Below are 25,009 nucleotides of genomic sequence, written 5' to 3'. Positions count from 1 at the left end.
GGAGACTGAGCATGACAACGAAACTACTGACGGCACTGCTTCTGGGCACCAGCATTCTCGGCTCGGCCGGGGTTGCCTACGCCGACGACGTAACCCTCAACATCGAAAGCTGGCGCGGCGACGACCTTGCCATCTGGAAGGACAAGCTGATCCCGGCCTTCGAAGCCAAGAACCCAGGCATCAAGGTGGTGTTCGCACCATCGGCTCCGACCGAATATGACGCCGCGCTCGGCGCCAAGCTCGCCGCCGGCTCGGCGGGCGACCTGATCACCTGCCGCCCGTTCGACAAATCGCTCGAACTGTTCAAGAAGGGCAACCTCGCCGACCTCTCCGCGCTGCCCGGCATGGAGAATTTCTCGCCGGTGGCCAAGTCCGCTTGGCAGACCGACGACGGCAAGGCGAGCTTCTGCGTGCCGATGGCCTCGGTCATCCACGGCTTCATCTACAACAAGGACGCCTTCGACAAGCTCGGCATCAAGGTGCCGCAGACCCGCGACGAGTTCTTTGCAGCACTCGACAAGATCAAGGCCGACGGCACCTACATCCCGATGGCCATGGGCACCAAGGACCTCTGGGAAGCCGCGACCATGGGCTACCAGAACATCGGACCCAACTACTGGAAGGGCGAAGATGGCCGTGCGGCGCTGATCAAGGGCGACCAGAAGCTGACCGACAAGGACTGGGTCGCGCCGTATGAGGAACTGGCCAAGTGGAAGCCGTATCTCGGCGACGGTTTCGAGGCGCAGACCTATCCGGACAGCCAGAACCTGTTCACGCTCGGCCGTGCCGCCATCTACCCGGCCGGCTCGTGGGAAATCGGCCTGTTCAACACCCAGGCCCAGTTCAAGATGGGCGCCTTCCCGCCGCCGGTCGAGAAGGCCGGCGACACCTGCTACATCTCGGACCATACCGATATCGGCATGGGCCTGAACGCAGCGTCGAAGAATGCCGATGCGGCCAAGAAATTCTTGTCCTGGGTCGCCTCGCCCGACTTCGCCACCATCTACGCCAACGCGCTGCCGGGCTTCTTCAGCCTGAACTCCGCGCCGGTGAAGATGGAAGACCCGCTGGCGCAGGAATTCGTCTCCTGGCGCGGCAAGTGCAAGTCGACGATCCGCTCGACCTACCAGATCCTGTCGCGCGGCACGCCGAACCTCGAGAACGAGACCTGGGTTGAATCGGCCAACGTCATCAACGGTACCGATACGCCCGAAGCAGCGGCCAAGAAGCTGCAGACCGGCCTCGACAGCTGGTACAAGCCGGCGAAGTAAGAGCTCAGGCAACGGAGCCGGCCGGGCGCAAGCCCGGCCGGTTCCGGATACTCTGCATCCGCAGAGATAGCGATTGTCGGCACCACCTCGTGGCCTTACCCTTGCTGGTCTTGGGAAGGCTAGCTGATCAGTCGCAGGCCTTTGTCCTTGCCGCATCGGGCAAGGACGTTCGGGCCGTGCATCGAGGCGTCATCTGGCATCAATATTCGTCTGGAACCGAGAGACGGCGGGGACCGAACTCATGGCCGCAGAAATACGACCGAAAAGACCTGTTCGCTGGCACATCGGCATGTTCCTGGCGCCGGCCGTGCTCGTCTACACGGCGATCATGATCCTGCCGCTTGCCGGCACCTTGCAGCTATCGCTGTTCCGCAACGTCAGCGAGTCCCAGGTCTTCGTCGGACTGGAAAATTTCCGCACCCTGTTCGGCGATCCCAACTGGTCGGTCGGGTTCTGGAACGCGCTCAGGAACAACACCTGGTTCTTCATCATCCACATGCTGGTGCAGAACCCGATCGGCGTCATGCTGGCGGCATTGCTGTCCAGCCCAAGGCTGAGATTTGCCGCCTTCTACCGCACGGCGATCTTCGTGCCGACGATCCTGTCCTTCGTTATCGTCGGCTTCGCCTGGAAGCTGATCCTGTCGCCGTTGTGGGGCGTGGCGCCGCATATGATGGACCTGGTCGGCTTGAAAAGCCTGTTCACGCCCTGGCTCGGCAAGGAACAATATGCGCTGACCGCGCTCAGCCTGATTTCGGTATGGCAGTTCGTCGGCATCCCGATGATGCTGATCTACGCTGCGCTGCTGTCGATCCCCGAAGAGGTGATCGAAGCGGCCGAATGCGATGGCATCACCGGCCTGTCGCAATTCTGGAAAATCAAGCTGCCGCTGATCCTGCCGTCGATCGGCATCATCTCGATCCTCACCTTCGTCGGCAATTTCAACGCCTTCGACCTGATCTACACCGCGCAGGGCGCGCTCGCCGGGCCGAACTATTCGACTGACATTCTCGGCACCTTCCTCTACCGCGCCTTCTTCGGCTTCCAGCTTCAGGTCGGCGATCCCAATATGGGCGCGGCGATCGCCACGATGATGTTCCTGATCATCCTCGGCGGCGTCTGCGTCTACCTCTTCCTCGTCCAGACGCGCCTGCGTCGCTATCAGTTCTGAGGGGTGGATATGTCGAGCTTGAACACCCCCCTCTGGCCTGCCGGCCATCTCCCCCGCAAGGGGGGAGATTGGCAGCTTCGGGCTCGGCGCTTTTCCTGCGACGTGGAAGATTGGCGAAAGCCTTCGTGACATCCAATCTCCCCCCTTGCGGGGGAGATGGCCGGCAGGCCAGAGGGGGGTGCCTGGGCGCCATTGTTTGGAAGTGTGCGTCAGGAGACCTCCCAATGAGCACGGCCACCCGATCACTCCCCCGCACCATCGGCGCTCACGCGATCCTTTTGACCTACACGGCGATCGCGCTGTTTCCGGTGATCCTTGTCATCATGAATTCGTTCAAATCCCGCGCCGGCATTTTTGGCGCGCCTTTGACGCCGCCGACACCAAAAACCTTCGACCTGATCGGCTACACCACCGTCATCGGCCAGGGCGACTTCATCCATTATTTCCAGAACAGCCTCGTCGTCACCGTCGCTTCGCTGTTCTTCGTGCTTTTGTTCGGCGCCATGGCGGCGTTTGCGCTGTCGGAATACCGCTTCCGCGGCAATTCGATGATGGGGCTTTATCTCGCGCTCGGCATCATGATCCCGATCCGGCTCGGCACGGTCGCCATCCTGCAATTGATGGTGGCGAGCGGACTGGTCAACACGCTGACGGCGCTGATCCTGGTCTATACCGCGCAAGGCCTGCCGCTTGCCGTCTTCATCCTTTCGGAATTCATGAAGCAGGTGTCCGACGATTTGAAGAACGCCGGCCGCATCGACGGTCTGTCGGAATACACCATCTTCTTCCGCCTGGTGCTGCCGCTGGTGCGGCCATCGATGGCAACGGTCGCCGTCTTCACCATGATCCCGATCTGGAACGATCTGTGGTTCCCGCTGATCCTGGCGCCGTCGGAAGAGACCAAGACGGTGACCTTGGGCGCGCAGCTCTTCCTCGGCCAGTTCGTCACCAACTGGAACGCCATCCTGGCAGCCCTCTCGCTGGCGATCATGCCGGTGCTCATCCTCTACGTCATCTTCTCGCGGCAGCTGATCCGCGGCATTACGTCCGGAGCCGTCAAGTGAGCGGGGAACTATCATTCTCTGCCGGCGCCATCACCCCACCCGGCGCTTCGCGCCGACCTCCCCATCAAGGGGAGGTAGAAGGGCGCCGATTCATTCATGACCGCCCGAGGCCTCAGCTCAGGACGACTTCCTTGGCAGTGGGGAAGTTCACGCCAACGCCCGACCTCCCCTCGATGGGGAGGTCGGCGCGCAGCGCCGGGTGGGGTGACACCCTCTCAGGAAAAATCGGAATGTCTGGAGCAGCCCGGTGAACTCTAAACCACCCCTTCGCGTCATCGTCGCCGGCCTTGGCAATATGGGCCGCAGCCATGCGCTGGCCTATCATACAAATCCGGGTTTCCAGATCGCGGCTTTGGTCAATCGCTCCGACGTGCCGCTACCGGAGGGCCTGTCGGGCTACGGCATCAGGCGTTCCTTCGACGAGGTGCTGCGCGACGAAAAACCCGATGTCGCCTGCATCGCCACCTATTCCGACAGCCATGCCGACTATGCGGTCAGGGCGTTCGAGGCCGGCTGCCATGTGTTCGTCGAGAAGCCGCTGGCAACGACGGTGGCCGATGCCAAACGCGTCGTCGCGGCCGCCAAGGCCAATGGCAGGAAACTGGTGATCGGCTACATCCTGCGCCATCATCCGTCCTGGATCAGGCTGATCGCCGAGGCGCGCAAGCTCGGCGGTCCTTACGTGTTCCGCATGAACCTCAACCAGCAATCCTCCGGCCATACCTGGGAGACGCACAAGCAGCTGATGCAGACGACCTCGCCGATCGTCGATTGCGGCGTCCACTATCTCGACGTCATGCTGCAGATCACCGACGCCAAGCCGGTCGAGGTGCGCGGCATGGGTGTGCGGCTGACGCAAGAGGTCGCGCCGTCCATGTACAATTACGGCCACCTGCAGGTGCTGTTCGATGACGGTTCGGTCGGCTGGTATGAGGCCGGCTGGGGGCCGATGATTTCCGAGACCGCTTTCTTCGTGAAGGACGTCATCTCGCCGAACGGCTGCGTGTCGATCGTCATGAAGGAAGGTGTCAGGTCCGACGACATCGACACCCACACCAAGACCTCGACCATCCGCCTGCACAGTGCCGCGACCGGCGCTGACGGCAAGTTCGCCAGGCCGGACGAGATGCTGTCGATGGAAGGTGAGCCCGGCCACCAGGATCTCTGCGATCTCGAACAGGCCTTCGTCCTGGAAGCGATCCGCGAGGATCTGGATCTCACCAAACACATGGACGACGCAGTGAAGTCGCTCGCCGTCTGCCTCGCCGCCGACGAGAGCGTGCGCAGCGGAAAGGCGGTGCGATTGTGACAAGGGAATTGTCGTCAGGGGTCGCGCTTTACGAGGCCCCCCTCTGGCCTGCCGGCCATCTCCCCCTCAAGGGGGGAGATTGAATGTCGGTACCGCTTTCGCCAATCGCCAATGCTGCAAGATGGGCGGCAAGGCCAACGCTGCCAATCTCCCCCCTTGAGGGGGAGATGCCCGGCAGGGCAGAGGGGGGTGCTTTGGCGCCCACTCATCAATTTGGAGGATCGCCGTGGGCTCGCTGAAGATCGAGAATGTGAAGAAGGCCTTCGGGCCGGTCGAGGTGCTGAAGGGCATCGACCTCGAAGTGACGGATGGCGAATTCGTCGTCTTCGTCGGCCCATCGGGCTGCGGCAAGTCGACCTTGCTGCGGGTCATCGCCGGACTGGAGGATTCGACCTCGGGCCGCGTGGTGATCGATGGTGCGGATGTTTCCGCCACGCCGCCGGCCAAGCGCGGCATTGCCATGGTGTTCCAGACCTATGCGCTCTACCCGCATCTGACGGTGAAGAACAATATGGGCCTTGGCCTGAAGCAGGCCGGCACGCCGGCGGCCGAGATCGACCGCCGCATCGGCATCGCCTCGTCGATGCTGTCGCTGGAACCCTATCTCGAAAGGCGGCCGGCCGAACTCTCCGGCGGCCAGCGCCAGCGCGTCGCCATCGGCCGCGCCGTGGTGCGCGAGCCCAAGCTGTTCCTGTTCGATGAGCCTCTGTCGAACCTCGACGCCGCGCTGCGCGTCAACACGCGGCTGGAGATCGCCCAGCTCCATCGCCGGCTGAAGGCGACGATGATTTATGTCACCCACGACCAGGTCGAAGCGATGACGCTGGCCGACAAGATCGTCGTGCTCAACGCCGGCAGGATCGAGCAGATCGGCGGCCCGATGGAGCTTTACAATTCGCCGGCAAACGAGTTCGTCGCCGGCTTCATCGGCTCGCCGAAGATGAACTTCATCGACGGGGCGAGACTGGGCGAAAACGCCAAGACCATCGGCGTGCGCCCGGAGCATCTGACCGTCGATCCGAAATCGGGCAGCTGGAAGGGTACGGTGGTGCACGCCGAGCATCTCGGCGCCGACACCAACCTCTATCTTGATTGCGAGAAGGCGGGGCTGATCACGGTGCGCATTTTCGGCGTGTATGACGCGGAGCCCGGGGCGACGCTTTACGCGACGCCCGATCCGGCGAAGACCTATCGGTTTGGCGCGGATGGGAAAGTGCTGAAGTAGCTAGGCTCGCGCTTTTCCTTCCCCCCTTGTGGGGGAAGGTGGATCGGCGCGCAGCGCCGAGACGGATGAGGGGTGTTCCAGCGGAGTGAGGCGATGGCGTTCCCTGTAACACCCCTCATCCGTCGCCTTCGGCGACACCTTCTCCCACAACAAGGGGAGAAGGAAGAAAGCACGTCGCCCTACTCGTCCGCCTTGAAGGTCTGCTTCTGCTGGCCGAGCCCCTCGATGCCCAGCTCCACCACGTCACCAGCCTTCAGGAACACCGGCGGCTTCATGCCTAGCCCGACGCCGGGCGGGGTGCCCGTCGAAATAATGTCGCCGGGGTGCAGCGACATGAACTGGCTGAGGTAGGCGACGAGGTAGGCTACGCCATAGACCATGGTCTTGGTCGAGCCGTTCTGCATCGTCTTGCCGTTGACGGTCAGCCACATTTTGAGGTTCTGCGGGTCGGCCACTTCGTCCTTGGTCACCAGCCATGGGCCGGTCGGGCCGAACGTGTCGCAGCTCTTGCCCTTGGTCCACTGGCCCTGCCGCTCGGCCTGGAAGGCGCGTTCCGACACGTCGTGCGAGACGCAATAGCCGGCGACATAGTCGAGCGCATCGGCTTCGCTGACATATTTCGCGGTCTTGCCGATGACCACGCCGAGCTCGACTTCCCAGTCGGTCTTCTCGGAGCCGCGCGGGATCAGCACGTCGTCGTCGGGCCCGACAATGGCCGAGCTTGCCTTCATGAAGATGATCGGCTCCGGCGGCACGGTGGCGCCGGTCTCGGCGGCGTGGTCGGAATAGTTGAGGCCGATGCAGATGAACTTGCCGGTGCCGGCGACGCAGGCGCCGAGCCGGGGTTTGCCCGAAACCGCCGGCAGCGACTTGGCATCGAGCTTGGCCAGCATGTCCAGCGAGGCCGGATGAAGCGTGGTGCCGGCAATGTCGGCGACATGGGCGGAGAGATCGCGGATCGTTCCATCCGCATCGAGCAGGCCGGGACGTTCGCTCCCAACCTCGCCATAGCGCAGCAGTTTCATTTAAACCCTTCTCCTGGTTGCGGCCGCATGGCCCTTTGCAAACTCTCCGCCGAGGCGACGGCGGACCCTACTGATCGGCCTGGTTTCGGGCAAGCGCGAGAATCGTTCCGGGCGAGCCGGCGCGCCGGATTTTCAGACTTCACGATCTCCCGACAAACGCGGCCAAGAATCCCGATCTTCCCGTCTGTCCCGATTTCAGAGCTTCAGATCGACCAGCCGCCGTCGATATTATAGGCCTGCCCGGACGTGTAGGTGGCACCGGCCAGGTAGACGGCGAGATCGGCGATCTCCTCCGGCGTGCCGAGCCGGCCCATCGGCTGGCGGGCGATGAAGGCGGCCCGCGCCGCTTCGTAGTCGCCTTGCGCATGCATGCGGTCCTGCAGCGACGGGCTCTCGACCGTGCCGGGGCAGATGGCGTTGCAGCGTATGCCCCTGCCGACATAGTCGGCGGCGACCGCCTTGGTCAAGCCGATCACGGCAGCCTTGGTGACGCCATAGGCGAAACGGTTCGGCACGCCCTTGGTGGAGCTGGCCAGCGAGGCCATGTTGATGATCGACCCGTCGCCGCGCTCCAGCATGCCGGGCAGCACGGCGCGGATGGTGCGGATCATGGCGCGCACGTTGAGATTGAAGGCGAAATCGAGATCGCCGTCTTTCATCTCGAGGATCGAGCCGGAATGGACGAAACCGGCGCAGTTGAACAGCACGTCGACGCGGCCGATCTCGGCAAAGGCGGTGTTGACCGCCTCGTCGTTGAGGACGTCCAGCTTGCGGGCCTTGATCCCCGTCGTCTTGGCGAGTTCGGCGAGAAGCGTCTCGTTGATATCGGTGGCGTAGACCGTGGCTCCAGCCTTGGCGAAGGCCAGTGCGCTCGCCTTGCCGATGCCTTGCGCCGCCGCCGTGACGACAACGATCTTGCCTGCCAGATCCGCCATGCTCTTCTCCTCGTCCGCTAGGATCATCCGCCTTTATCGGCAGCCGGCCAAGGCGTCATGTGCCAGTCACGAGCCATCGTGCGGCCTGCGCCGTGTCGGTTCACAGATAAAAATGTTTTTTCTCGTTAAAGAACATAGGCCCGGGCGTCAAGCCCGGACACGATCACCATTGTGGCTGTCCAAAGGCTCAGTCGCCGTAGGGCACCCAGACATTCTTCACCTCGATGGCGCGGCGCAGCAAGGCATCGCCGGCCGCCTCGTCGGACGCCCAGTCCAGGCTGCGGCCATTGCCGCTCCAGACACGCTTGAGGTTGCCGATGGACCAGGCCTCCGCTTTGGCGCAGGTCTCAGCATCGGCGAACACCCAAAGCCCGTCGACGTCGTCATGCTTGGCCAGGACGCCGGCAAGTTCCGCGGTGCGGCCGGTGACGATGTTGATGGCGCCGGCCGGAACGTCGGAATATTCGATCACCTGGTAGAGATCGGTGGCGAGCAGCGGATACTTTTCCGAAGGCACGGCGACCACGGTATTGCCCATGGCCAGCGCCGGCGCGATGAGCGAGATCAGCCCGAGCAGGGGCGCGTTATCAGGCGCGACGATGCCGACGACGCCGACCGGTTCGTGCAGCGCCAGCGTCACGGCACGTGCCGGCGGCTGGTGCACGCGGCCTTCGAACTTGTCGGCGAGGCCGGCATAGAGGAACAGGCGTTCGATCGACTGGTCGACTTCTTCCCGCGCGGCCTTGGGCGTAGCGCCGGTCAGTTCGGTCAGACGAGCCGCGAATTCGCCGGCGCGGCCGGAAAGGTTTTCGGCCAGATAATAGAGCACCTGGGAACGGTTGTAGGCGGTCGCTTCCGGCCATGCCTTGCACGCGCGGGCAGCCGACACGGCATCGCGGATATCCTTGCGGTTGCCAAAACCGACTTCGCCGGCAAGCTTGCCCTTGGCGGTGGCGACGGCCAGCGAATAATTGCCGTCCGGGCGTACCTGTTTGCCGCCGATGAACAGCTTGGCCGTTCGGTCGATGGCCGCGCCGTCGGCCTGCTCGACCGGTTGCGCCGAGATCGTCGCTTGCTTGATGACCGGCCCGAGCGGCAATTTTGCCGCGAGATATTCGAACATGCCCTCGCGCCCACCCTCGCGGCCGAAGCCGCTCTCGCGGTAGCCGCCGAAGCCGCAGGCGGCGTCGAACATATTGGTGCCGTTGACCCAGACGACACCGGCCTTTAGCTGCGGCGCGACATGCAGCGCCAGATTGACGTTCTCGCTCCACACGCTCGCCGCCAGCCCGTAGCGCGTGTTGTTGGCAAGCTCGATCGCTTCCTCGGTGTTGCGGAAGGTCATGGTCGCCAGCACCGGGCCGAACACCTCTTCCTGGGCAAGGATATTAGCCGGCGAAACACCAGTGGCGAGTGTCGGCAGGTGGTAGTAACCCGAGGACGGCAGCGCGGCGTCCGGCTGCCAGCAGACGGCGCCTTGCCTGGCGCCTTCGGCGACCAGTCCCTTGACCCGGTCGAGCTGCGTGGCGTCGACCAGCGGGCCGATATCGGTGTTCTTGTCGAGCGGACTGCCGACGCGCAGCCGGCTCATCCGCGTCTTGACCTTGGCGATCAGGGCCTCGGCGATGCCTTCCTGCACCAAGAGCCGCGAGCCGGCGCAGCAGACCTGGCCCTGGTTGAACCAGATGCCGTCGACCAGGCCTTCCACGGCGCTGTCGAGATCGGCATCCTCGAAGACGATGAAGGCCGACTTGCCGCCAAGCTCCAGCGACAGTTTCTTGCCCGAACCGGCAGTGGCCTTGCGGATGATCTTGCCCACTTCCGAAGAGCCGGTGAAGGCGATCTTCTGGATGCCGGGATGGTTGACGATTGCCGCACCCGCTTCCGGGCCGCCCTGGACGATGTTGACGACGCCCTTCGGCACGCCGGCGCGCTCGCAGATTTCGGCAAACAGGATGGCGGTCAGCGGCGTGAACTCGGCCGGCTTCAGCACCACCGTGCAGCCGGCGGCGAGCGCGGGCGCGATCTTCCAGGCCAGCATCAGCAGCGGAAAATTCCACGGAATGATCTGGCCGACGACTCCGACGCCCTTATGGCCGGGGAAATCCTTGTCCAGCGCCTGCGCCCAGCCGGCGTGATGGATGAAGTGGCGGATTGCCAAGGGCACGTCGATGTCGCGGCTTTCGCGGATCGGCTTGCCATTGTCGATTGTCTCAAGCACCGCGAACAGGCGCTGATGCCGCTGCATGGCGCGGCCAATGGCGTAAAGTACTTTTGCCCGCTGGTAGCCCGAGGATGCCGACCATTTCGGCAGTGCCTTGGTGGCTGCGGCGACGGCTGCGTCGATATCGGCGGCACCGGCATCCGACACCTTGGCCAGCAGCTTGCCGGAAGACGGCTCGCTGGTCTCGAAGGTCTTGCCGCCGCTTGCTGCCCTCCAGGCACCGTCGATGAACAGCGCCTTGGAAAAATCGCGACCGGCAAGCCACGCGTCGGCTTCGTTGCGCGCTTCCGGCGCCGGCCCGTATTCCATGGCGTGATAGCGTTCGAGAATGTTCATGGATGGCTCCAGATAATTGTCTCAGGAGGCGTTCTTTCGCGCCCCCCTCTGTCCTGCCGGACATCTCCCCCCAAGGGGGGAGATCGGACTTTACGTCTGTCAGCCGCCATTTTGCAGCGTTGGCCATTGGCGAAATCGCCGATGCCAGCCAATCTCCCCACAAGTGGGGGAGATGTCCGGCAGGACAGAGGGGGGCGCCGCAGAGCTCCACGTTCAAAAACCCAATCCGATCCTCAAGCCATTGCGTGGCGGTGATTGGCCGAATAATGGCCGGTCAGGTGATGCTCGAGCTGGCGCTCGATGTCGGTCAAAAGGCTCGAAGCGCCGAAGCGGAACAAATCGGGCTCCAGCCAGGGCCGGCCGAGCTCTTCCTTCATCAGCACCAGCCAGTCGAGCGAGGCCTTTGCCGTGGAAATGCCGCCGGCCGGCTTGAAGCCGATGAGATGGCCGGTCTCCTCGAAATAGCCCCTGATGGCGCGCACCATGGCCAACCCAACCGGCAACGTCGCGTTGACACTCTCCTTGCCGGTCGAGGTCTTGATGAAATCCGCACCCGCCATCATCGCCACCATCGAGGCCAGCATGACATTGCGCAGCGTGGCGAGGTCGCCGGTGCCGAGAATGACCTTCAGATGCGCATCGCCGCAGGCGGCGCGCATCGAGACGATCTCGTTATAGAGTTCCCGCCATTTGGCGCCGAACACCAGCCCGCGCGGAATGACGACGTCGATCTCGTCGGCGCCGTCGCGCACCGAGGCCTCGATCTCCTGCAGCCGGGTCGACAGCGGCGCAAGCCCGTGTGGAAAGGCGGTGGAGACGGCGGCGACATGGATGCCGGTGCCGCGCAGGGCGTCCACCGCCGTGGCGACGAAAGGATGATAGACGCAGACCGCGGCCGGCCGGATGGGTTCGCCCGCAATGCCGAGCCCCTCGACGATGTCGCGCCGGAACGGGTTGATCGCCTTGGCGCAGAGCCGGCGCACGCGCTCCTCGGTGTCGTTGGAATTCAGCGTCGTCAGATCCATGCAGGCCACCGCGCGCAGCAGCCAGGCCGCCTGATTGTCGGCCTTGATCGAGCGCCGCTTGGTCAGGCTGGCGACGCGCCGTTCCAGCGCCGAACGGTTGACGCTGCGCACCGATTCCATGAAGCCGAGATCGAGCTTCATGCCGGGATTGCGCGCGATACGATGGTCCAGCGGGACGGCGCTATTGGCGGCGGCACGCGCGGGCAGCGGCGTCACCTTGGTGCCAAGGTCGGCTTCGCGGATTGTGCTGCTCATCTCCTGCCCTTTCATTCAGCGACGCACGCTTATGTCTTGGTGCGTATTGTCTATCGTCGCCCAAACCGCTCGACTGTTAGGGCGACACGCACGAAGATAGCCCGCGAAGCCATGCTTCACGAGTCCTCAAGCAAGGGATAGCCGAAAAAGGCCACGAAAGCAGCTAATTTTTGACCGGAAGGTCAAAAACCGATTCTTGAAGCCTGATTTTTGGCAGAAGCGCGGTCTCAGCCGACGAAGGCGCGCTCGACCACGAATGTCGCCGGATGGCTGAGCGAGCCTTCCTGGAACCCGAGGCTCTCGGCCAGCTCCTTGACGTCCTTGAGCATGTGCATCGAGCCGCAGATCATGATGCGGTCGGTCTCGGGATTGAGCTTTTCGATGCCGAGATCGCTGTAGAACTTGCCCGAGCCGATCAGCGCGGTGATGCGGCCCATGCAGGCAGACTGCTCGCGGGTCGTCGAATTGTAGAGCGTGACGCGCCCGGTGGTCAGTTCGCCGATCAGCGGATCGCTCTCCAGCGCCGCCACCAGTTCCTGGCCATAGGTCAATTCGGCAATGTCGCGGCAGGTGTGGGTCAGGATCAGCTGGTCGAATTTCTCGTAGGTGTCGGGGTCGCGCAGCAGGCTGGCGAAGGGCGCGATGCCGGTGCCGGTCGAAATCATAAACAGCCGCTTGGCCGGCGTCAGCGCGTCGACCACCAGCGTGCCGGTCGACTTCTGGCGCATGATGACGGTGTCGCCCACCTGGATCTTCTGCAGTTCCGAGGTCAGCGGGCCGTCCGGCACCTTGATCGAGAAGAATTCCAGCTCTTCGTCCCAGGCCGGGCTCGCCACCGAATAGGCGCGGTATACCGGCTTCTCGGCATTGGGCAGGCCGATCATGACGAACTCGCCGGAGCGGAAGCGCAGCGACTGCGGACGGGTGATGCGGAACGAGAACAGCCGGTCGGTGTAGTGCTTCACCGAGACGACGGTTTCGGCATAGACATTGGCCGGTATCGGAAACTGCAGCGGGCGGGCGCCGTCGGTGCTGAACGCGGATGTGGTGTTCATCAAATCCAACTTTCTGGCCCAACTCACGGACGCGGGCGCCAAACCTTTTCCTGCGCGCCGGACCGTTCAGGTCCCGGCGCGCTGCTCGCACACTCCGAGTTGGTAAGCTCTTGTGTCCGGAATTTATTAGTATACAAACGATATTTGCGTCAAGATGGTGCCGCGAAACACCTTTCCAAACTGTGACCTATCCGTAGTCCCAGCATTTCGGGTTTCGACTATGAAAGAGAATTTTTCGGTGCAGCAGCCGGATTCGCTGGGCAGCGTGGTTGCCGGCATCGACGTCGGCGGAACCTTCACCGACCTGCTTCTGATCGACGGCAAGGACGGCGGCAAGGTGCATATCGCCAAGACGCCGACCACGGTCGACAACCAGGCCTTCGGCGTGGTTTCGGCGCTCGGCGCCACCGGCTTTCCGATCGACGGCATCGACCTCATCGTGCACGGCACGACCACCACCACCAACGCGGTGCTGGAACGCCGGCTGGCCAAGACCGGCATGATCACCACGCGCGGCTTTCGCGACGTGATCGAGCTTGGCCGGCGCACGCGGCCTCAGGCCTATGGCATGACCGGCACCTTCGTCCCGATTATCCCGCGCAATCTCAGGCTCGAAGTGTCGGAGCGCGTCGAGGCGTCGGGCACGGTGCGCACGCCGCTCGACGAGGCCGAGATGCGCGCGGCGGTGAAGGCGCTGATCGACGCCGGCTGCGAATCCCTGGTCATCCACTTCCTGCATTCCTACGCCAACCCTTCGCACGAGCGGCGCGCCGCCGAGATCGCCGCCGAGCTCTGGCCGAACGGCTACATCACCACGGGCCATGCGCTGCTGTCGGAAGCGCGCGAATTCGAGCGCGGCGTCACAGCCTCGGTCAACGCTTCGGTGCAGCCGATCCTCGAGCGCTATGTCGAGCGGCTGCGCAAGGAATTGGCGGACAAGGGCTATGCCCGCGACTTCCTGATCATGAACGGCAATGGCGGCATGATCTCGGCCCGCTTCGTCACACGTGAATCGGCCAAGACCGTGATGTCCGGCCCAGCCTCCGGTGTTATCGCCGCCGCCTATACCGGCAAGCGCGCCGGCTTCGAGAACCTCGTCACCTACGACATGGGCGGCACCTCGACCGACGTGGCGCTGATCCGCAATGCCGAGCCGGCTGTCTCGAACGAGATCGAGATCGAATATGCGATGCCGATCCATGTGCCGATGGTGGCCGTGCACACGGTCGGCGCCGGCGGCGGCTCGATCGCCCGCGTCGATGCGGCCGGCCTGATCCAGATCGGACCGGAAAGTGCCGGCGCCAATCCCGGCCCGATCTGCTACGGCCGCGGCGGCCTGGAGCCGACCATCACCGACGCCAATCTGGTGCTCGGCCGACTGGCGCCGAAGAAGCTGCTGGCGGTCGAGAATCCGGTCACGTCAGAGCGGGTCACCGGCATCTTCGCGGACAGGATCGGCAAGGCCACCGGCCTGTCCGGCGTCGAGGCGGCGGGTGCGGTGCTCAGGCTCGGCAACATGAAGATGGCCGGCGCCATCCGCATGGTTTCGGTGTCGCGCGGCCATGACCCCCGCGATTTCGCGCTGTTCGCCTTCGGCGGCGCCGGGCCGCTGCACGCCACCGCATTGGCGCGCGAACTCGGCCTGCCCAAGGTGCTGGTGCCGGCCCGGCCCGGCATCACCAACGCGCTCGGCTGCGTCGTCGCCGACCTACGCCACGACTTCGTCAACACCGTCAACCAGCCGGTCGCGATGCTCGATGAAGCCCAGCTCCACCAAGTGTTGGAACGGCACCGAAACGAAGGCGAGGAGCTGATCGGCAAGGAAGCCGTGAAGCCGGAGACGATCCGTGTCACCCACTCCGCCGACATGCAGTTCGTCGGCCAGACCCACATCATCAACGTGCCGTTGCCGTCCTCGTCGGTGACGCGGCAGGAATTGCAGTCGCTGTTCGAGAAAGCCTACTTTGCCCGCTTCAAGGTCGAACTGCCGGAAATCCGGGCCAACCTCGTCAACCTCAACACCTCGGTCACCGGCATCAGGCCGGCGATCGATCTGTCGCGCCTGATCGACCCGTCCGGGCGTGCCGGAACGCTCGACGAAGCGCGGCGCGAAATCCGGCCGGTCTGGTATGCCGGACGCTGGCACGACACGCCGATATACATCCGCGAAAAGCTGCCGCTCGACGCGATCATCGAGGGGCCGGCGATCCTGGAACAGATGGATGCCACCACTGTGCTCGAACCCGGCGACCGTGCGCGCTCGGACGCTGACGGCAACATCATCATCGATATCGGCGAGGCCTGAGATGCCTGACATTGATATGGCAAAGCTCGACGCCATCACGCTTTCGGTTCTTCAGGCCGCCTTGCAGCAAGTCTGCGACGAGATGGACCTGACTTTTTCCCGCGCCGCCTTCTCGCCTGTCATCGCCGAGGCCAATGATCGCTCGGACGGCATCTATTCGGCGGTCGACGGCTCGCTGATCGCGCAGGGATCGCAGGGCCTGCCGGTGTTCGTCGGCGTCATGCAATATTCGACCAGGACAGTGATCGAGATGATCGCCGACGGCCGCTGCCTGGCCCCGGAGCCGGGCGATATCTACATCGTCAACGATCCCTATCTCGGCGGCACGCATCTGATGGATGTGCGCTTCCTCATGCCTGTCTACCGGGCGGGAAAAATCTTCTGCTGGCTGTCCAACACCGGCCATTGGCCCGACATTGGCGGCTCCGTGCCCGGCGGCTTCTCGGCTTCGGCCACTGCCGTCGAACAAGAAGGCCTGCGGCTGCCGCCGGTGAAACTGTTCAAGAAAGGCGCGCTCGATCCGGAAATCTACGCCATCATCTGCTCCAACATCCGCGTCGCCGACCAGCGCATCGGCGATATCAGGGCCCAGGCCGCGGCACTGCTGATCGGCCAGGACAGGCTCAACGGAATCCTGGATCGTTACGGGGGCGAAACTGTTGTCGAAGCCATCGCCGAGCTGCGCCGCCGCGCCGCCGAACAGATGCGTGCCAACATAGCGGCCATTCCCGACGGCACCTACCGCTCCAAAGCGTTCGTCGATTCCGACGGGGTGGTCAACGAACCGCTGACCATCGCGCTCGCGGTCGAGAAACAGGGCGATACGCTGACCTTCGATTTCGCCGGCTCGTCAAAGCCGTGCGCCGGGCCGATGAACAGCGTGCTGGCGACGACGTTGTCCTCGGTCTACCTTGCCATGCGTCACATTTTCCCCGACGTGCCGATCAGTGCCGGCGCCTTCGAGCCCCTGATCGTCAAGCGGCCGGAAGGCACCTTCCTCGACGCCAGATATCCGCGCCCCGTGTCGGGCTGCGCGGCCGAAGTGTCGCAGCGCATCGCCGAGGCGGTGTTCGCTGCCATGGTGCAGGCGCTGCCGGACAAGGTGACGGCGGCTCCCGCCGGCTCCAGCGGCAATTTCGCGCTCGGCGGCAACGATCCGGCACGCGGCCGCGATTACGTCATGTACCAGATTTCCGGCGGCGGCTATGGCGGCAATTCAGGCCATGACGGCCTGACCAATGGCTGCTCGACCATCGGCATTTCCAAGTCGCCTCCGGTCGAGATCATGGAACAGGCCTTTCCGGTGCTCTACCGCCACTATGCCTTGCGCGAAGGCTCGGGCGGCGCCGGCAAGCATCGCGGCGGTTTCGGCCTCGCCTATGAGGTCGAGATCCTGCGTGGCGACGCGCGCGCCTCCTTTGTCATGGACCACGGCCGTTTCGGCCCACAAGGCGCGCTCGGCGGCAGCGACGGCGAGCCCAACACGGTGACCGTGTTCCGCAACGGCGAGGAGCACGTGCCGCCGCATCTGTCCAAGGAGCAGGACATCCCGCTGAAGGTCGGTGATCGCGTGCGCGTCGGCACGCCGGGCGGCGGCGGCTATGGCGATCCATTCCAGCGCGACGCCGATCAGGTGCGGCGCGATGTGGCGCTGGGATACTATACACCGAAGGAAGCCAGCGAAAAATTCGGCGTGGTCTTGTCGGCGGGCGACCTCGCCGTTGACCAAAAGGCGACGGAAGCACACCGCGCCGGCTAACGCACCACCACTCGCCATGGCCTAGATAGCTCACAGCGCCGTGATCGCCGCAGCAGATGTCGTTTCCGTCTCCGCCGCGCCCATGAAAGCCCGTAGACTTCGCCAGTCAACGGGGATCTGGAACATGCGTCTTTTCAGTCATTTCGTGCTTGCCGCTTCCGTCGCTCTCACCCTCGCCACGGGCGCCGCTTCCGCCCAGGACAACAAACTCAGGATCGGCACCGAGGGCGCCTATCCGCCCTTCAACTATGCCAATGCCGACGGCACGCTGGGCGGCTTCGACATCGACCTCGGCAAGGCGCTGTGCGCCGAGATGAAGGCCGAATGCGAATTCACGGTGCAGGATTTCGATGGCTCGATTCCCGCGCTGCAGGCCGGCAAGTTCGATGCCATCATCAACATCACCATCACGCCGGAGCGGGCCGAGAAGGTCGAGTTCACCCACAAATACTACCAGACGCCGCCGGCCATTGCGGTGCCGAAGGATTCGTCCATCGCGGGCACGTCTCCCGAGGATCTGAAAGGCAAGGCGCTCGGCGTGCAGACCGCCACCATCCATCAGAAATTCGCCGAGCAGAAATACGCAGGCTCGACCGTCAAGGCCTATCCGACAGGTGACGACGCCCGCACCGACATGGCCAACGGCCGGCTCGACGCGATGATGGATGGATCGATCATCCTCACCGAATGGCTGAAGAAGCCGGACGGCGCCTGCTGCAAGCTGCTCGGCACGCTGACCGCCGATCCGGCCATTCACGGACCCGGCGTCGGCATCGCGTTGCAGAAGGGCAACAAGGAGCTGGCCGACAAATTCAACGCGGCCATCGACGCGCTGCGCGGCAACGGGAAGTACAAGGAAATCAACGACAAGTATTTTTCCTTCGACGTGTACGGCAACTGAAACCGTTTGGAAATCCTACTCTGGCGGCCATCTGAAGGCGTTTTCTGTGCTTCCGGTGCTCACGGACCCGAATGTCCGCTCCGCTCCGGTTCTCGAAACCACCATCATATGACTCGCCAGAGCGAATTTCGAAACGGTCTCTGAATCGCAATGCACAATGGAGACTTTCTTGGCTGAGCGGCGTTCCCCCTTCTACAGCAGCATCGTCGGATCGGGCGCGACCATGGGTCGAGTCGGCGGCGATTTCATCTCGGCCAAGTACTATTCCGGCATCGCCGACGAGCACCTGAACACGCGCGAAAATGTCGGCGTGCAGGATCTCAGCACCATGGGCAAGATGGACATCAAGGGGCCGGACGCCGAGGCGCTGGTCAACCATGTCATCGTCAACGATGCCGCGGCGATGAAGCCGGGCCAGGTGCGCTACTCCACGGTCTGCCGCGAGGATGGCGGCATCCTGGACGACCTCACCGTGTTCCGACTGGGGACCGAGCATTTCATGCTGGTGACCGGCTCGGTCAACCGGTTGAAGATGCTGCCCTGGCTGCTGCATCATGCCGAAGGACGCAAGGCCTATGTCACCGATATCACCGCAGCGGTCGCCTTCCCGACCATCCAGGGGCCGCGCTCACGCGACCTGTTGAAGGCGCTGGTCAGGGATGCCGATCTGGACGGGCTGAAGCGCTGGGCGTTCACCTCGGGGCGCGTCGGGGAGACGAAGGTGCTGATCTCGCGCACCGGCGTTACCGGCGAACTCGGCTTCGAACTGTTCGTGCCGGCCGACGAGGCGGCCTCGGTCTGGGAAAGGCTGATGCAGGCCGGGCGGGACTTCGGCCTGAAACCCTATGGCGTGCTGGCGATGTTCACGCTCGGCTTGGAAAAGGCTTACCCGGCGCATGGCATCGACATGGATGAGAGCCGCACGCCGTTCCATGTCGGGCTCGATCGCTGGATCAAGTTCGACAAGGGCGATTTCATCGGCCGCGAGGCCCTGCTCAAGGTCCGAGACAAGGGCCTCGACGAACGCTGGACCGGATTGATCCTCGATGGCGATAAGCCAGCCACGACGGATGCCAGGGTGATGGCCGATGGCGAGGACGCCGGCATCGTCACCTACAGCGATCATGGCTATTCCCTCGGCAAAGTGCTGGCCACGGCGCATCTGCGGCTGCCCTTCACCGCCATCGGCACCGAACTGAGCATCGAGATAGAGGGCAAGCCGACGCGCGCGGTGGTGGCGCGGATGCCTTTCTTCGATCCGGAAGGGGCGAGGCTGAGGGGTTAGACGCTTGCGTCTATTGACGATTTGCGGAAGCATCCATCACTTCGTCATCCACGGGCGAAGCAAGGAGCGAAGCGACGCGGCGCAGACCCGAGGATCCATGCCGGACTCCAACGCGTCGCTACGGTGCAGAATTCTGCTTCGCCGCGCTCTTCGGCTCCGGTCGCGGCATGGATCCTCGGGTCTTCGCGACGGAGCTTCGCTCCTGCTCCGCCCGTGGATGACGAAGTCGGGGAGGCTCGCCGAATTTTCTACCTTCAGCCGGTCTCATCCCCGCCGATCCAGCCTTGCCACCAGCCGGTCGCCCGCCCACTGGATGCCGCAGACCAGGATGATCAGCACGATGACCACGGCGATCATCACCGAAGTCTCGAACCGCTGGTAGCCGTAGCGGATGGCGAGGTCGCCGAGGCCGCCGGCACCGATGGCTCCGGCCATCGCCGAGGCGCCGATCAGCGTCACCAAGGTCACCGTGAAACCGGCGACGATGCCGGGCAGGGCTTCGGGCACCAGCACCTCGCGGATGATCGTCCAGCGGTTGCCGCCCATGGCGCGGGCCGCCTCGATCAGGCCATGGTCGACTTCGCGCAGCGACACTTCGGCGATGCGCGCATAGTAGGGCGTGGCCGCGATCGACAGCGGCACGATGGCCGCCCATGTGCCGATCGAGGTGCCGACGATCAGCCGGGTCAGCGGGATCAGCGCCACCAGAAGGATGATGAAGGGCACCGAGCGGAAACCGTTGATGACGGCGCCGAGCACGCGGTTGACCCACGGGCTTTCGGCGATGCCGCCGCGTTCGGTGGCGATCAAGGCCAGACCCAGCGGCAGGCCGAACACCAACGAGATGAGGCCGGAGGCGGCCGTCATCAGCACCGTCTCCCAGATCGAACGCAGCAGAAGCTCAAACAGGATCGGCGACATGGCCAAGCACCTCCACCCGCGCCTGGCGGGATTTCAGGAATGTGATCACCTCGGCGAGATGCCCTGCATCATTGCCGGGGACGGAAAGGAACAGCGTGCCGACGGGCTGCTGCTGGACATGGTCGATGCCGCCGTGGACAAGGCGGAACGGACCAGGCACCGTTGCCGCGAGATCGGACAGCAAGGGCCCGCGTGCGGCGTCGCCGGCGACATCGACGCGCAGGATGGTGTCGGCGCCGGCGGACGGCAGCAGCCGCGCTGCGAGTTCGGCCGGCAATTGCGGCCGTATCGCGCCAAGCAGGCTTCTTGTGATGTCTGATTGTGGGTTAGCGAACACCGACCAGACCGGCCCTTCCTCGACGATGCGCCCGGCGTCGATCACCGCCACGCGGTCGGCGATCGAGCGGATCACCTCCATCTCATGGGTGATCAAAAGGATGGTCAGGCCAAGCTGCCGGTTGATATCTCTGAGCAGCGCGAGAATGGAGCGTGTCGTTTCCGGGTCGAGCGCTGAGGTGGCCTCGTCCGACAACAGCAGCGCCGGCCGCGCGGCAAGCGCCCGGGCGATGCCGACCCGCTGCTTCTGTCCGCCCGACAGCGATGCCGGATAGGCCTTGGCCTTTTCCGACAGGCCGACGAGGTCGAGCAGTTCGGCCGCTCGCGCCAGCCTCTCGGCCTTGGAACGGCCCTCGATCTTCAGCGGCAGCGCGACATTGTCCTCGACTGTCTTGGCCGACAAAAGGTTGAAATGCTGGAAGATCATGCCGATGCGCCGGCGCAGCGGCTGCATGTCGCGCTCGCCGAGCCGGCTGATCTCGCGGCCCTCGATGAAGACTTGACCGGAATCGGGCCGCTCCAGCCCGTTCAGGCAGCGGATCAGCGTCGATTTGCCGGCGCCGCTGCGGCCGATGATGCCGAGGATCTCGCCCTTGCGCACCGTCAGCGAGATGCCGTCGAGCGCCGCGGTGGCGCCGAAGCGACGCTTCAGGTCGACAAGACGCACCACGTCTTGCGGCGGTGCGCCAGGCCGATCCATGGCCTCGGTGGTTTCGGTGAAATGCTGGTTCATACGCGGATCCTGAAAATGCGATTGCGGCCCGCGCAATGCGCGGACCGCCTTCCTGTCGGAGCTGACAAGTCAGTGCCCGATGGTGTCAATAAGCGCTGAGGCCGGTGCCCTTGTAGACCTTGTCGAACTCGGCTTTCACGGCTTCGTTCTGGTAGGAGGCGACCAGGGCCTTCACCCACGCCTCGTTCTCATTGCCGACCTTGACCGCGATGAAGTTGCGGTACGGGTTGTCGGCGATCGGCTCCTGCGCGATGCGGTTCTCCGGCGTCAGGCCGCTTTTCAGCGCCCAGTCGGTATTGACCACGGCCGCGTCGAGATCCTCGACCGAGCGGCCGACGATGCCGGCATCGAGCTCCTTGATCTCGACCTGCTTGGCGTTTTCCGCGATGTCGGCGGTGGTGGCCAGAATGCCGGTGCCGTCCTTCAGCTTGATCACGCCCTCGTTCTGCAGCACGCGCAGCGCGCGGCCTTCATTGGACGGGTCGTTCGGCACGCCGATGACCGCGCCTTCTGGCAGGTCGGCGACCGCTTTGTACTTCTTGGAATAAAGGCCGATCGGCCAGACTCCGGTATAGCCGACGCGCACGATATGGTAGCCCTGGGTCTTGATCTGGTTGTCGAGATAGGGCTGGTGCTGGAAGGCGTTGGCGTCGATCTCGCCGCGCTCCAGCGCCTCGTTGGGCTGGGTGTAGTCGTTGAACACCACGGTCTCGATGGTGAGGCCCTTTTCGGCGGCCTGGGCGACGACGACGCGCCAGACGTCCTCGTCCTCCCCGCTGATGATGCCGACCTTGATCGCCTTCTTGTCCTCGGCGAAGGAGGCATGGGAAGCCATCAGGCTGCCGATCGCCACCGCCGATGCGAACAGCAGAGCAAGGCCATTGCGCCGGTTGAGGGTTGACCAAAGGGAAGCTGGCGAAGTGTAGTTGACGTCGGACATGATTGATCTCTGCGGTTGTGAAGTCATGGCAGCAAGGGCGGATTGCCTAGGCTTGGTCACATCGTCAGAAATTCTATCGAAGAACGTGTTTCGCCGATCTCGCCGAAGCCGGGAATATTCTCTCAAAAATCCTGAGGTAGCGAGCACAAGGCACCGCCGGCCGGCCGCGACGGAACCCCGATGCGACCTTGGGCGCCTCTACAGGCGCTCAGATTCTCAAGGAAAGCCGGCGGGATCTCAAAGCGCGATCCAGGCGGTCTTCAATTCGAGATATTTCTTCAGCGCGTGCAGCGACTTGTCGCGGCCGAAGCCGGATTGCTTGACGCCGCCGAGCGGTACGGTGATGTCGGCGCCGCCATAGGTGTTGACGTGGACGACGCCGGCATTGATGGCGCGCACCATGCGATGCGCGGTGGAAAGATTGGCGGTCCACACCGCCGAGGCAAGCCCGTAGACGGTCGAATTGGCAAGCCGCACCGCCTCCTCCTCGGTCTCGAAACGCATCACGCCGAGCACCGGTCCGAACACTTCCTCGCGGGCAAGCTGCATGTCCTGTGTCACATTCTCGAAGATCGTCGGCGCCATGTAGCTGCCTCCGGTCTCGGTCAGTATGCGCTCGCCGCCGGTGACCAACCGGGCGCCTTCTTCGGCGGCCTTGGCGACGAAGCCGAGGTTCTTGTCCAATTGCTCGGCGCTCGACACCGCGCCGACGTCGCTCGCGAGATCGAGCGGATCGCCGACCCTAAGCCGCGTGGTTGCCGAGAGAAGTTCGTCCATGAAACGGTCATAGACGGTCGATTGGACGAGCAGGCGCGAGCCGGCGACGCACACCTGGCCGGAATTGCGGAAGATGCCGTTGGCAGACACCACCGCCGCCTGTTTCAGATCGGGGGCATCGGCAAAGACGATGTTGGGCGACTTGCCGCCGAGTTCGAGGAAGACACGCTTCAGGTTGGAACGGGCGGAATAGTCGAGCAGCCGCCGGCCGACCGGCCCGGAGCCGGTGAAGGCGATGGCGTCGACATCCATATGCAGGCCGAGCGCTTCGCCGGCAACCGCGCCACGGCCGGTCACGACGTTGAGCACACCGGCGGGCAAGCCGGCCTCGCTGGCCAGTTCCGCCAGCCGCAGCAGCGTCAGCGACGCGACCTCCGGAGGCTTGACCACCACGCAATTGCCGGCGGCGAGTGCCGGGGCGATCTTCCAGGCGCCGATCATCAGCGGGAAATTCCACGGCACGATGACACCGACGACGCCGAGCGGCTCCTTGTGGATCAGCCCCAGCACATTCTCGGCCGTCGGCGCGATCTCGCCATAGACCTTGTCGATCGCCTCGGCGTAGTAGCGGATGGTGCCGGCCGCAGACAACGGTTCGGCCTTGTAGGCCATGCCGATTTCGGTGCCATTGTCGCGCACGCCGAGCACGGCCAGTTCATCGACGTGCTTTTCGACCAGCTCGGCGAGCCTGGTCAGCACTTTCTTGCGAAAGGCGGGTGCCGCGCGCGACCACGCGCCCTTCTCGAATGCCTTGCGCGCCGACCGGGCCGCGCGGTCGACATCGGCGGCACTGCCGTCGGCGATGCTGGCGAAAGGCCGGCCGTCGATCGGCGATATCACGGGCAGCGTCGCGCCGCCTGTCGCCTCGGCCTGTGCGCCATCGATGAACAGGCCGCGCGCGCCGATCTCGGCCGCGCGCAGGATATCGATGGCTTTCTGGGTGATCATTGGGAACCGGCTCCGAAACTGACATGCAATGTGGTGGGCGCCCGGAATTCCCAGCCGCGGAACACGGGCTCCTTGCCGGGCACCAGGCTGAGATCGGGAAAGCGCTCGAGCAGCAGCCTTACCGCGAGGCACATCTGCTCGCGCGCGAAAAACCGGCCGGAACAGAAATGATGGCCGAAGCCGAAGGCGGCGTGGTTGCCTTCGTCGCGATCGATGTCGAAACGGTCGGGGTCGGCAAATCGGCTCTCGTCGCGGCTGGCCGAGGAGACAAGTGCCGCCACTGGTGCGCCGGCGGGGATCGTCGCTCCGCCGATCTCGACCGCACGGGTCGTTTCGCGTGTCTGCGTGCCGATCGGCGCCACCCAGCGCAAGCCCTCGTCTACGGCCTTGGGCACGAAGGTCTCGGGATCGCCGAGCACCTTGCGCAACTGGTCGGGGCTCCTCAGCAGGCCGACAAGGATTGAGCCGGCGCCGTGGCCCGGCTCCTGCATGCCGCCGAGTAGGATCACTTTGACGGTCGGCATCAGGAAGTCGATCGGCCGCGTTTTGCCTTCCGGCATGCCGTCATGCAGCATGTGCGACAACGCGGAATCGTCGGGCTTGCGGACCAGCCTTTCCAGCGTCGGTGTCACCGCATCGCCGACCTCGGCGCCGATCGCATCGGCGATTTCCTGCCGCTTCGGGTCCTTCTCGAAATTGATGGCGCCCTGGGCGAGGCCATAGAACCAGCGGCGCAGGGTCGGCATCCCGATGTCGGCAAGGCCGAGCGAGCGTGCCAGGCTGAGCGTCGACACCGGCTCGAAATAATCGGCCATCAGTTCGGCCGAACCGCGTTCGGCGATCGCATCGAGATAAGGCTCGGCGATCGAGCGCACGAGATCGCCGGCATAGGAGGCGACGGTGCGTGGCCGGTATTTCGGGTCGACGCCCTGGCGAAGGTGCTTGTGGACCTCGCCGTCGCTGGTCAGGATCGTCGGCTTGCCGAAGGAGCGCTCGACCGGCGATACGCCGGCCTCGACGATTGCGGAGAAGATGTCGTGCGACTTCGCCACCAGTTCGACATCCTTCCAGCGGGTGACGAACCAGAGATTGACCGAGGGCACCAAGGCGACCGGCGCGCTGCGCCTGAGCTCGGCATAGATCGGATAGGGATCGGCTTCCAGCGCCTCGACGGTGATGTTTTCGGCAAAGCTCAAGGCCGCCACTCCC

General features: G+C 64.2%; 19 protein-coding genes. 9 read left to right on the top strand and 10 right to left on the bottom strand.

Annotated features, from left to right (window positions below; translation table 11 throughout):
• Positions 1 to 11 precede the first annotated feature (11 nt).
• From AC0NIH_RS03320 to AC0NIH_RS03300, 5 genes are all read left to right on the top strand, one after another.
• Positions 12 to 1,271 carry an ABC transporter substrate-binding protein gene (locus AC0NIH_RS03320; protein WP_473468131.1) on the top strand — a complete coding sequence of 420 codons (1,260 nt, stop codon included), beginning with the start codon at positions 12 to 14 and terminating at the stop codon, positions 1,269 to 1,271.
• Between the two features lie 241 nt (positions 1,272 to 1,512).
• Positions 1,513 to 2,442, top strand: coding sequence for a carbohydrate ABC transporter permease (locus tag AC0NIH_RS03315; protein ID WP_473468133.1), 930 nt, complete (start codon positions 1,513 to 1,515; stop codon positions 2,440 to 2,442).
• Positions 2,443 to 2,666: 224 nt separating this feature from the next.
• Positions 2,667 to 3,506 (top strand): carbohydrate ABC transporter permease, encoded by an 840-nt coding sequence (locus AC0NIH_RS03310; protein WP_023765384.1) that lies wholly within the window; start codon positions 2,667 to 2,669, stop codon positions 3,504 to 3,506.
• Positions 3,507 to 3,753: 247 nt separating this feature from the next.
• A complete protein-coding gene (locus tag AC0NIH_RS03305; protein WP_473468135.1) occupies positions 3,754 to 4,815 on the top strand; it encodes a Gfo/Idh/MocA family protein in 1,062 nt (353 codons plus the stop codon).
• Between the two features lie 226 nt (positions 4,816 to 5,041).
• Positions 5,042 to 6,040 (top strand): ABC transporter ATP-binding protein, encoded by a 999-nt coding sequence (locus tag AC0NIH_RS03300; RefSeq protein WP_473468137.1) that lies wholly within the window; start codon positions 5,042 to 5,044, stop codon positions 6,038 to 6,040.
• 179 nt (positions 6,041 to 6,219) lie between these two features.
• On the opposite strand, the gene AC0NIH_RS03295 is transcribed toward AC0NIH_RS03300, so the two are convergent.
• The 5 genes from AC0NIH_RS03295 to AC0NIH_RS03275 form a co-directional block, all read right to left on the bottom strand.
• Positions 6,220 to 7,065 carry a fumarylacetoacetate hydrolase family protein gene (locus tag AC0NIH_RS03295; RefSeq protein WP_287274028.1) on the bottom strand — a complete coding sequence of 282 codons (846 nt, stop codon included), beginning with the start codon at positions 7,063 to 7,065 and terminating at the stop codon, positions 6,220 to 6,222.
• 203 nt (positions 7,066 to 7,268) lie between these two features.
• Positions 7,269 to 8,000: an SDR family oxidoreductase gene (locus AC0NIH_RS03290; protein ID WP_473468138.1), complete on the bottom strand. Its 732-nt coding sequence runs from the start codon at positions 7,998 to 8,000 to the stop codon at positions 7,269 to 7,271.
• A 187-nt stretch (positions 8,001 to 8,187) separates the two neighbouring features.
• On the bottom strand, positions 8,188 to 10,560 hold the full coding sequence (locus tag AC0NIH_RS03285; RefSeq protein WP_473468140.1) for an aldehyde dehydrogenase family protein: 2,373 nt from the start codon (positions 10,558 to 10,560) through the stop codon (positions 8,188 to 8,190).
• 233 nt (positions 10,561 to 10,793) lie between these two features.
• Positions 10,794 to 11,840 carry a deoxyribose-phosphate aldolase gene (deoC, locus tag AC0NIH_RS03280; protein ID WP_352709339.1) on the bottom strand — a complete coding sequence of 349 codons (1,047 nt, stop codon included), beginning with the start codon at positions 11,838 to 11,840 and terminating at the stop codon, positions 10,794 to 10,796.
• Between the two features lie 227 nt (positions 11,841 to 12,067).
• Positions 12,068 to 12,895, bottom strand: a complete 828-nt coding sequence (locus AC0NIH_RS03275; protein ID WP_224686408.1) for a ferredoxin--NADP reductase — start codon at positions 12,893 to 12,895, stop codon at positions 12,068 to 12,070.
• 220 nt (positions 12,896 to 13,115) lie between these two features.
• Between AC0NIH_RS03275 and AC0NIH_RS03270 the strand changes: the two genes are divergently transcribed.
• The 4 genes from AC0NIH_RS03270 (at position 13,116) to AC0NIH_RS03255 (ending at position 19,145) form a co-directional block, all read left to right on the top strand.
• Entirely contained in the window at positions 13,116 to 15,200 is a 2,085-nt protein-coding gene (locus AC0NIH_RS03270; RefSeq protein ID WP_473468142.1) for a hydantoinase/oxoprolinase family protein, read from the top strand.
• 16 nt (positions 15,201 to 15,216) lie between these two features.
• Positions 15,217 to 16,959, top strand: a complete 1,743-nt coding sequence (locus tag AC0NIH_RS03265; protein WP_473468225.1) for a hydantoinase B/oxoprolinase family protein — start codon at positions 15,217 to 15,219, stop codon at positions 16,957 to 16,959.
• 124 nt (positions 16,960 to 17,083) lie between these two features.
• Positions 17,084 to 17,860 carry an ABC transporter substrate-binding protein gene (locus tag AC0NIH_RS03260; protein ID WP_473468143.1) on the top strand — a complete coding sequence of 259 codons (777 nt, stop codon included), beginning with the start codon at positions 17,084 to 17,086 and terminating at the stop codon, positions 17,858 to 17,860.
• 169 nt (positions 17,861 to 18,029) lie between these two features.
• Entirely contained in the window at positions 18,030 to 19,145 is a 1,116-nt protein-coding gene (locus tag AC0NIH_RS03255; protein ID WP_473468145.1) for an aminomethyl transferase family protein, read from the top strand.
• Positions 19,146 to 19,409: 264 nt separating this feature from the next.
• On the opposite strand, the gene AC0NIH_RS03250 is transcribed toward AC0NIH_RS03255, so the two are convergent.
• The 5 genes from AC0NIH_RS03250 to AC0NIH_RS03230 all read right to left on the bottom strand — a co-directional run bounded on the left by AC0NIH_RS03250 (position 19,410) and on the right by AC0NIH_RS03230 (position 25,005).
• Positions 19,410 to 20,066 (bottom strand): methionine ABC transporter permease, encoded by a 657-nt coding sequence (locus tag AC0NIH_RS03250; RefSeq protein WP_287274014.1) that lies wholly within the window; start codon positions 20,064 to 20,066, stop codon positions 19,410 to 19,412.
• On the bottom strand, positions 20,047 to 21,135 hold the full coding sequence (locus AC0NIH_RS03245; protein WP_473468146.1) for a methionine ABC transporter ATP-binding protein: 1,089 nt from the start codon (positions 21,133 to 21,135) through the stop codon (positions 20,047 to 20,049). Before AC0NIH_RS03245 ends, AC0NIH_RS03250 begins: the two co-directional genes overlap by 20 nt.
• A gap of 85 nt (positions 21,136 to 21,220) precedes the next feature.
• Positions 21,221 to 22,075 (bottom strand): MetQ/NlpA family lipoprotein, encoded by an 855-nt coding sequence (locus AC0NIH_RS03240; protein ID WP_473468149.1) that lies wholly within the window; start codon positions 22,073 to 22,075, stop codon positions 21,221 to 21,223.
• A 237-nt stretch (positions 22,076 to 22,312) separates the two neighbouring features.
• Positions 22,313 to 23,800, bottom strand: coding sequence for an aldehyde dehydrogenase (locus AC0NIH_RS03235; RefSeq protein ID WP_473468152.1), 1,488 nt, complete (start codon positions 23,798 to 23,800; stop codon positions 22,313 to 22,315).
• Positions 23,797 to 25,005, bottom strand: coding sequence for a cytochrome P450 (locus tag AC0NIH_RS03230; protein ID WP_473562746.1), 1,209 nt, complete (start codon positions 25,003 to 25,005; stop codon positions 23,797 to 23,799). Before AC0NIH_RS03230 ends, AC0NIH_RS03235 begins: the two co-directional genes overlap by 4 nt.
• Positions 25,006 to 25,009: the final 4 nt, after the last annotated feature.

Source organism: Mesorhizobium sp. WSM1386, from assembly GCF_055901595.1.
This window is presented reverse-complemented; position numbering and strand designations above follow the sequence as displayed.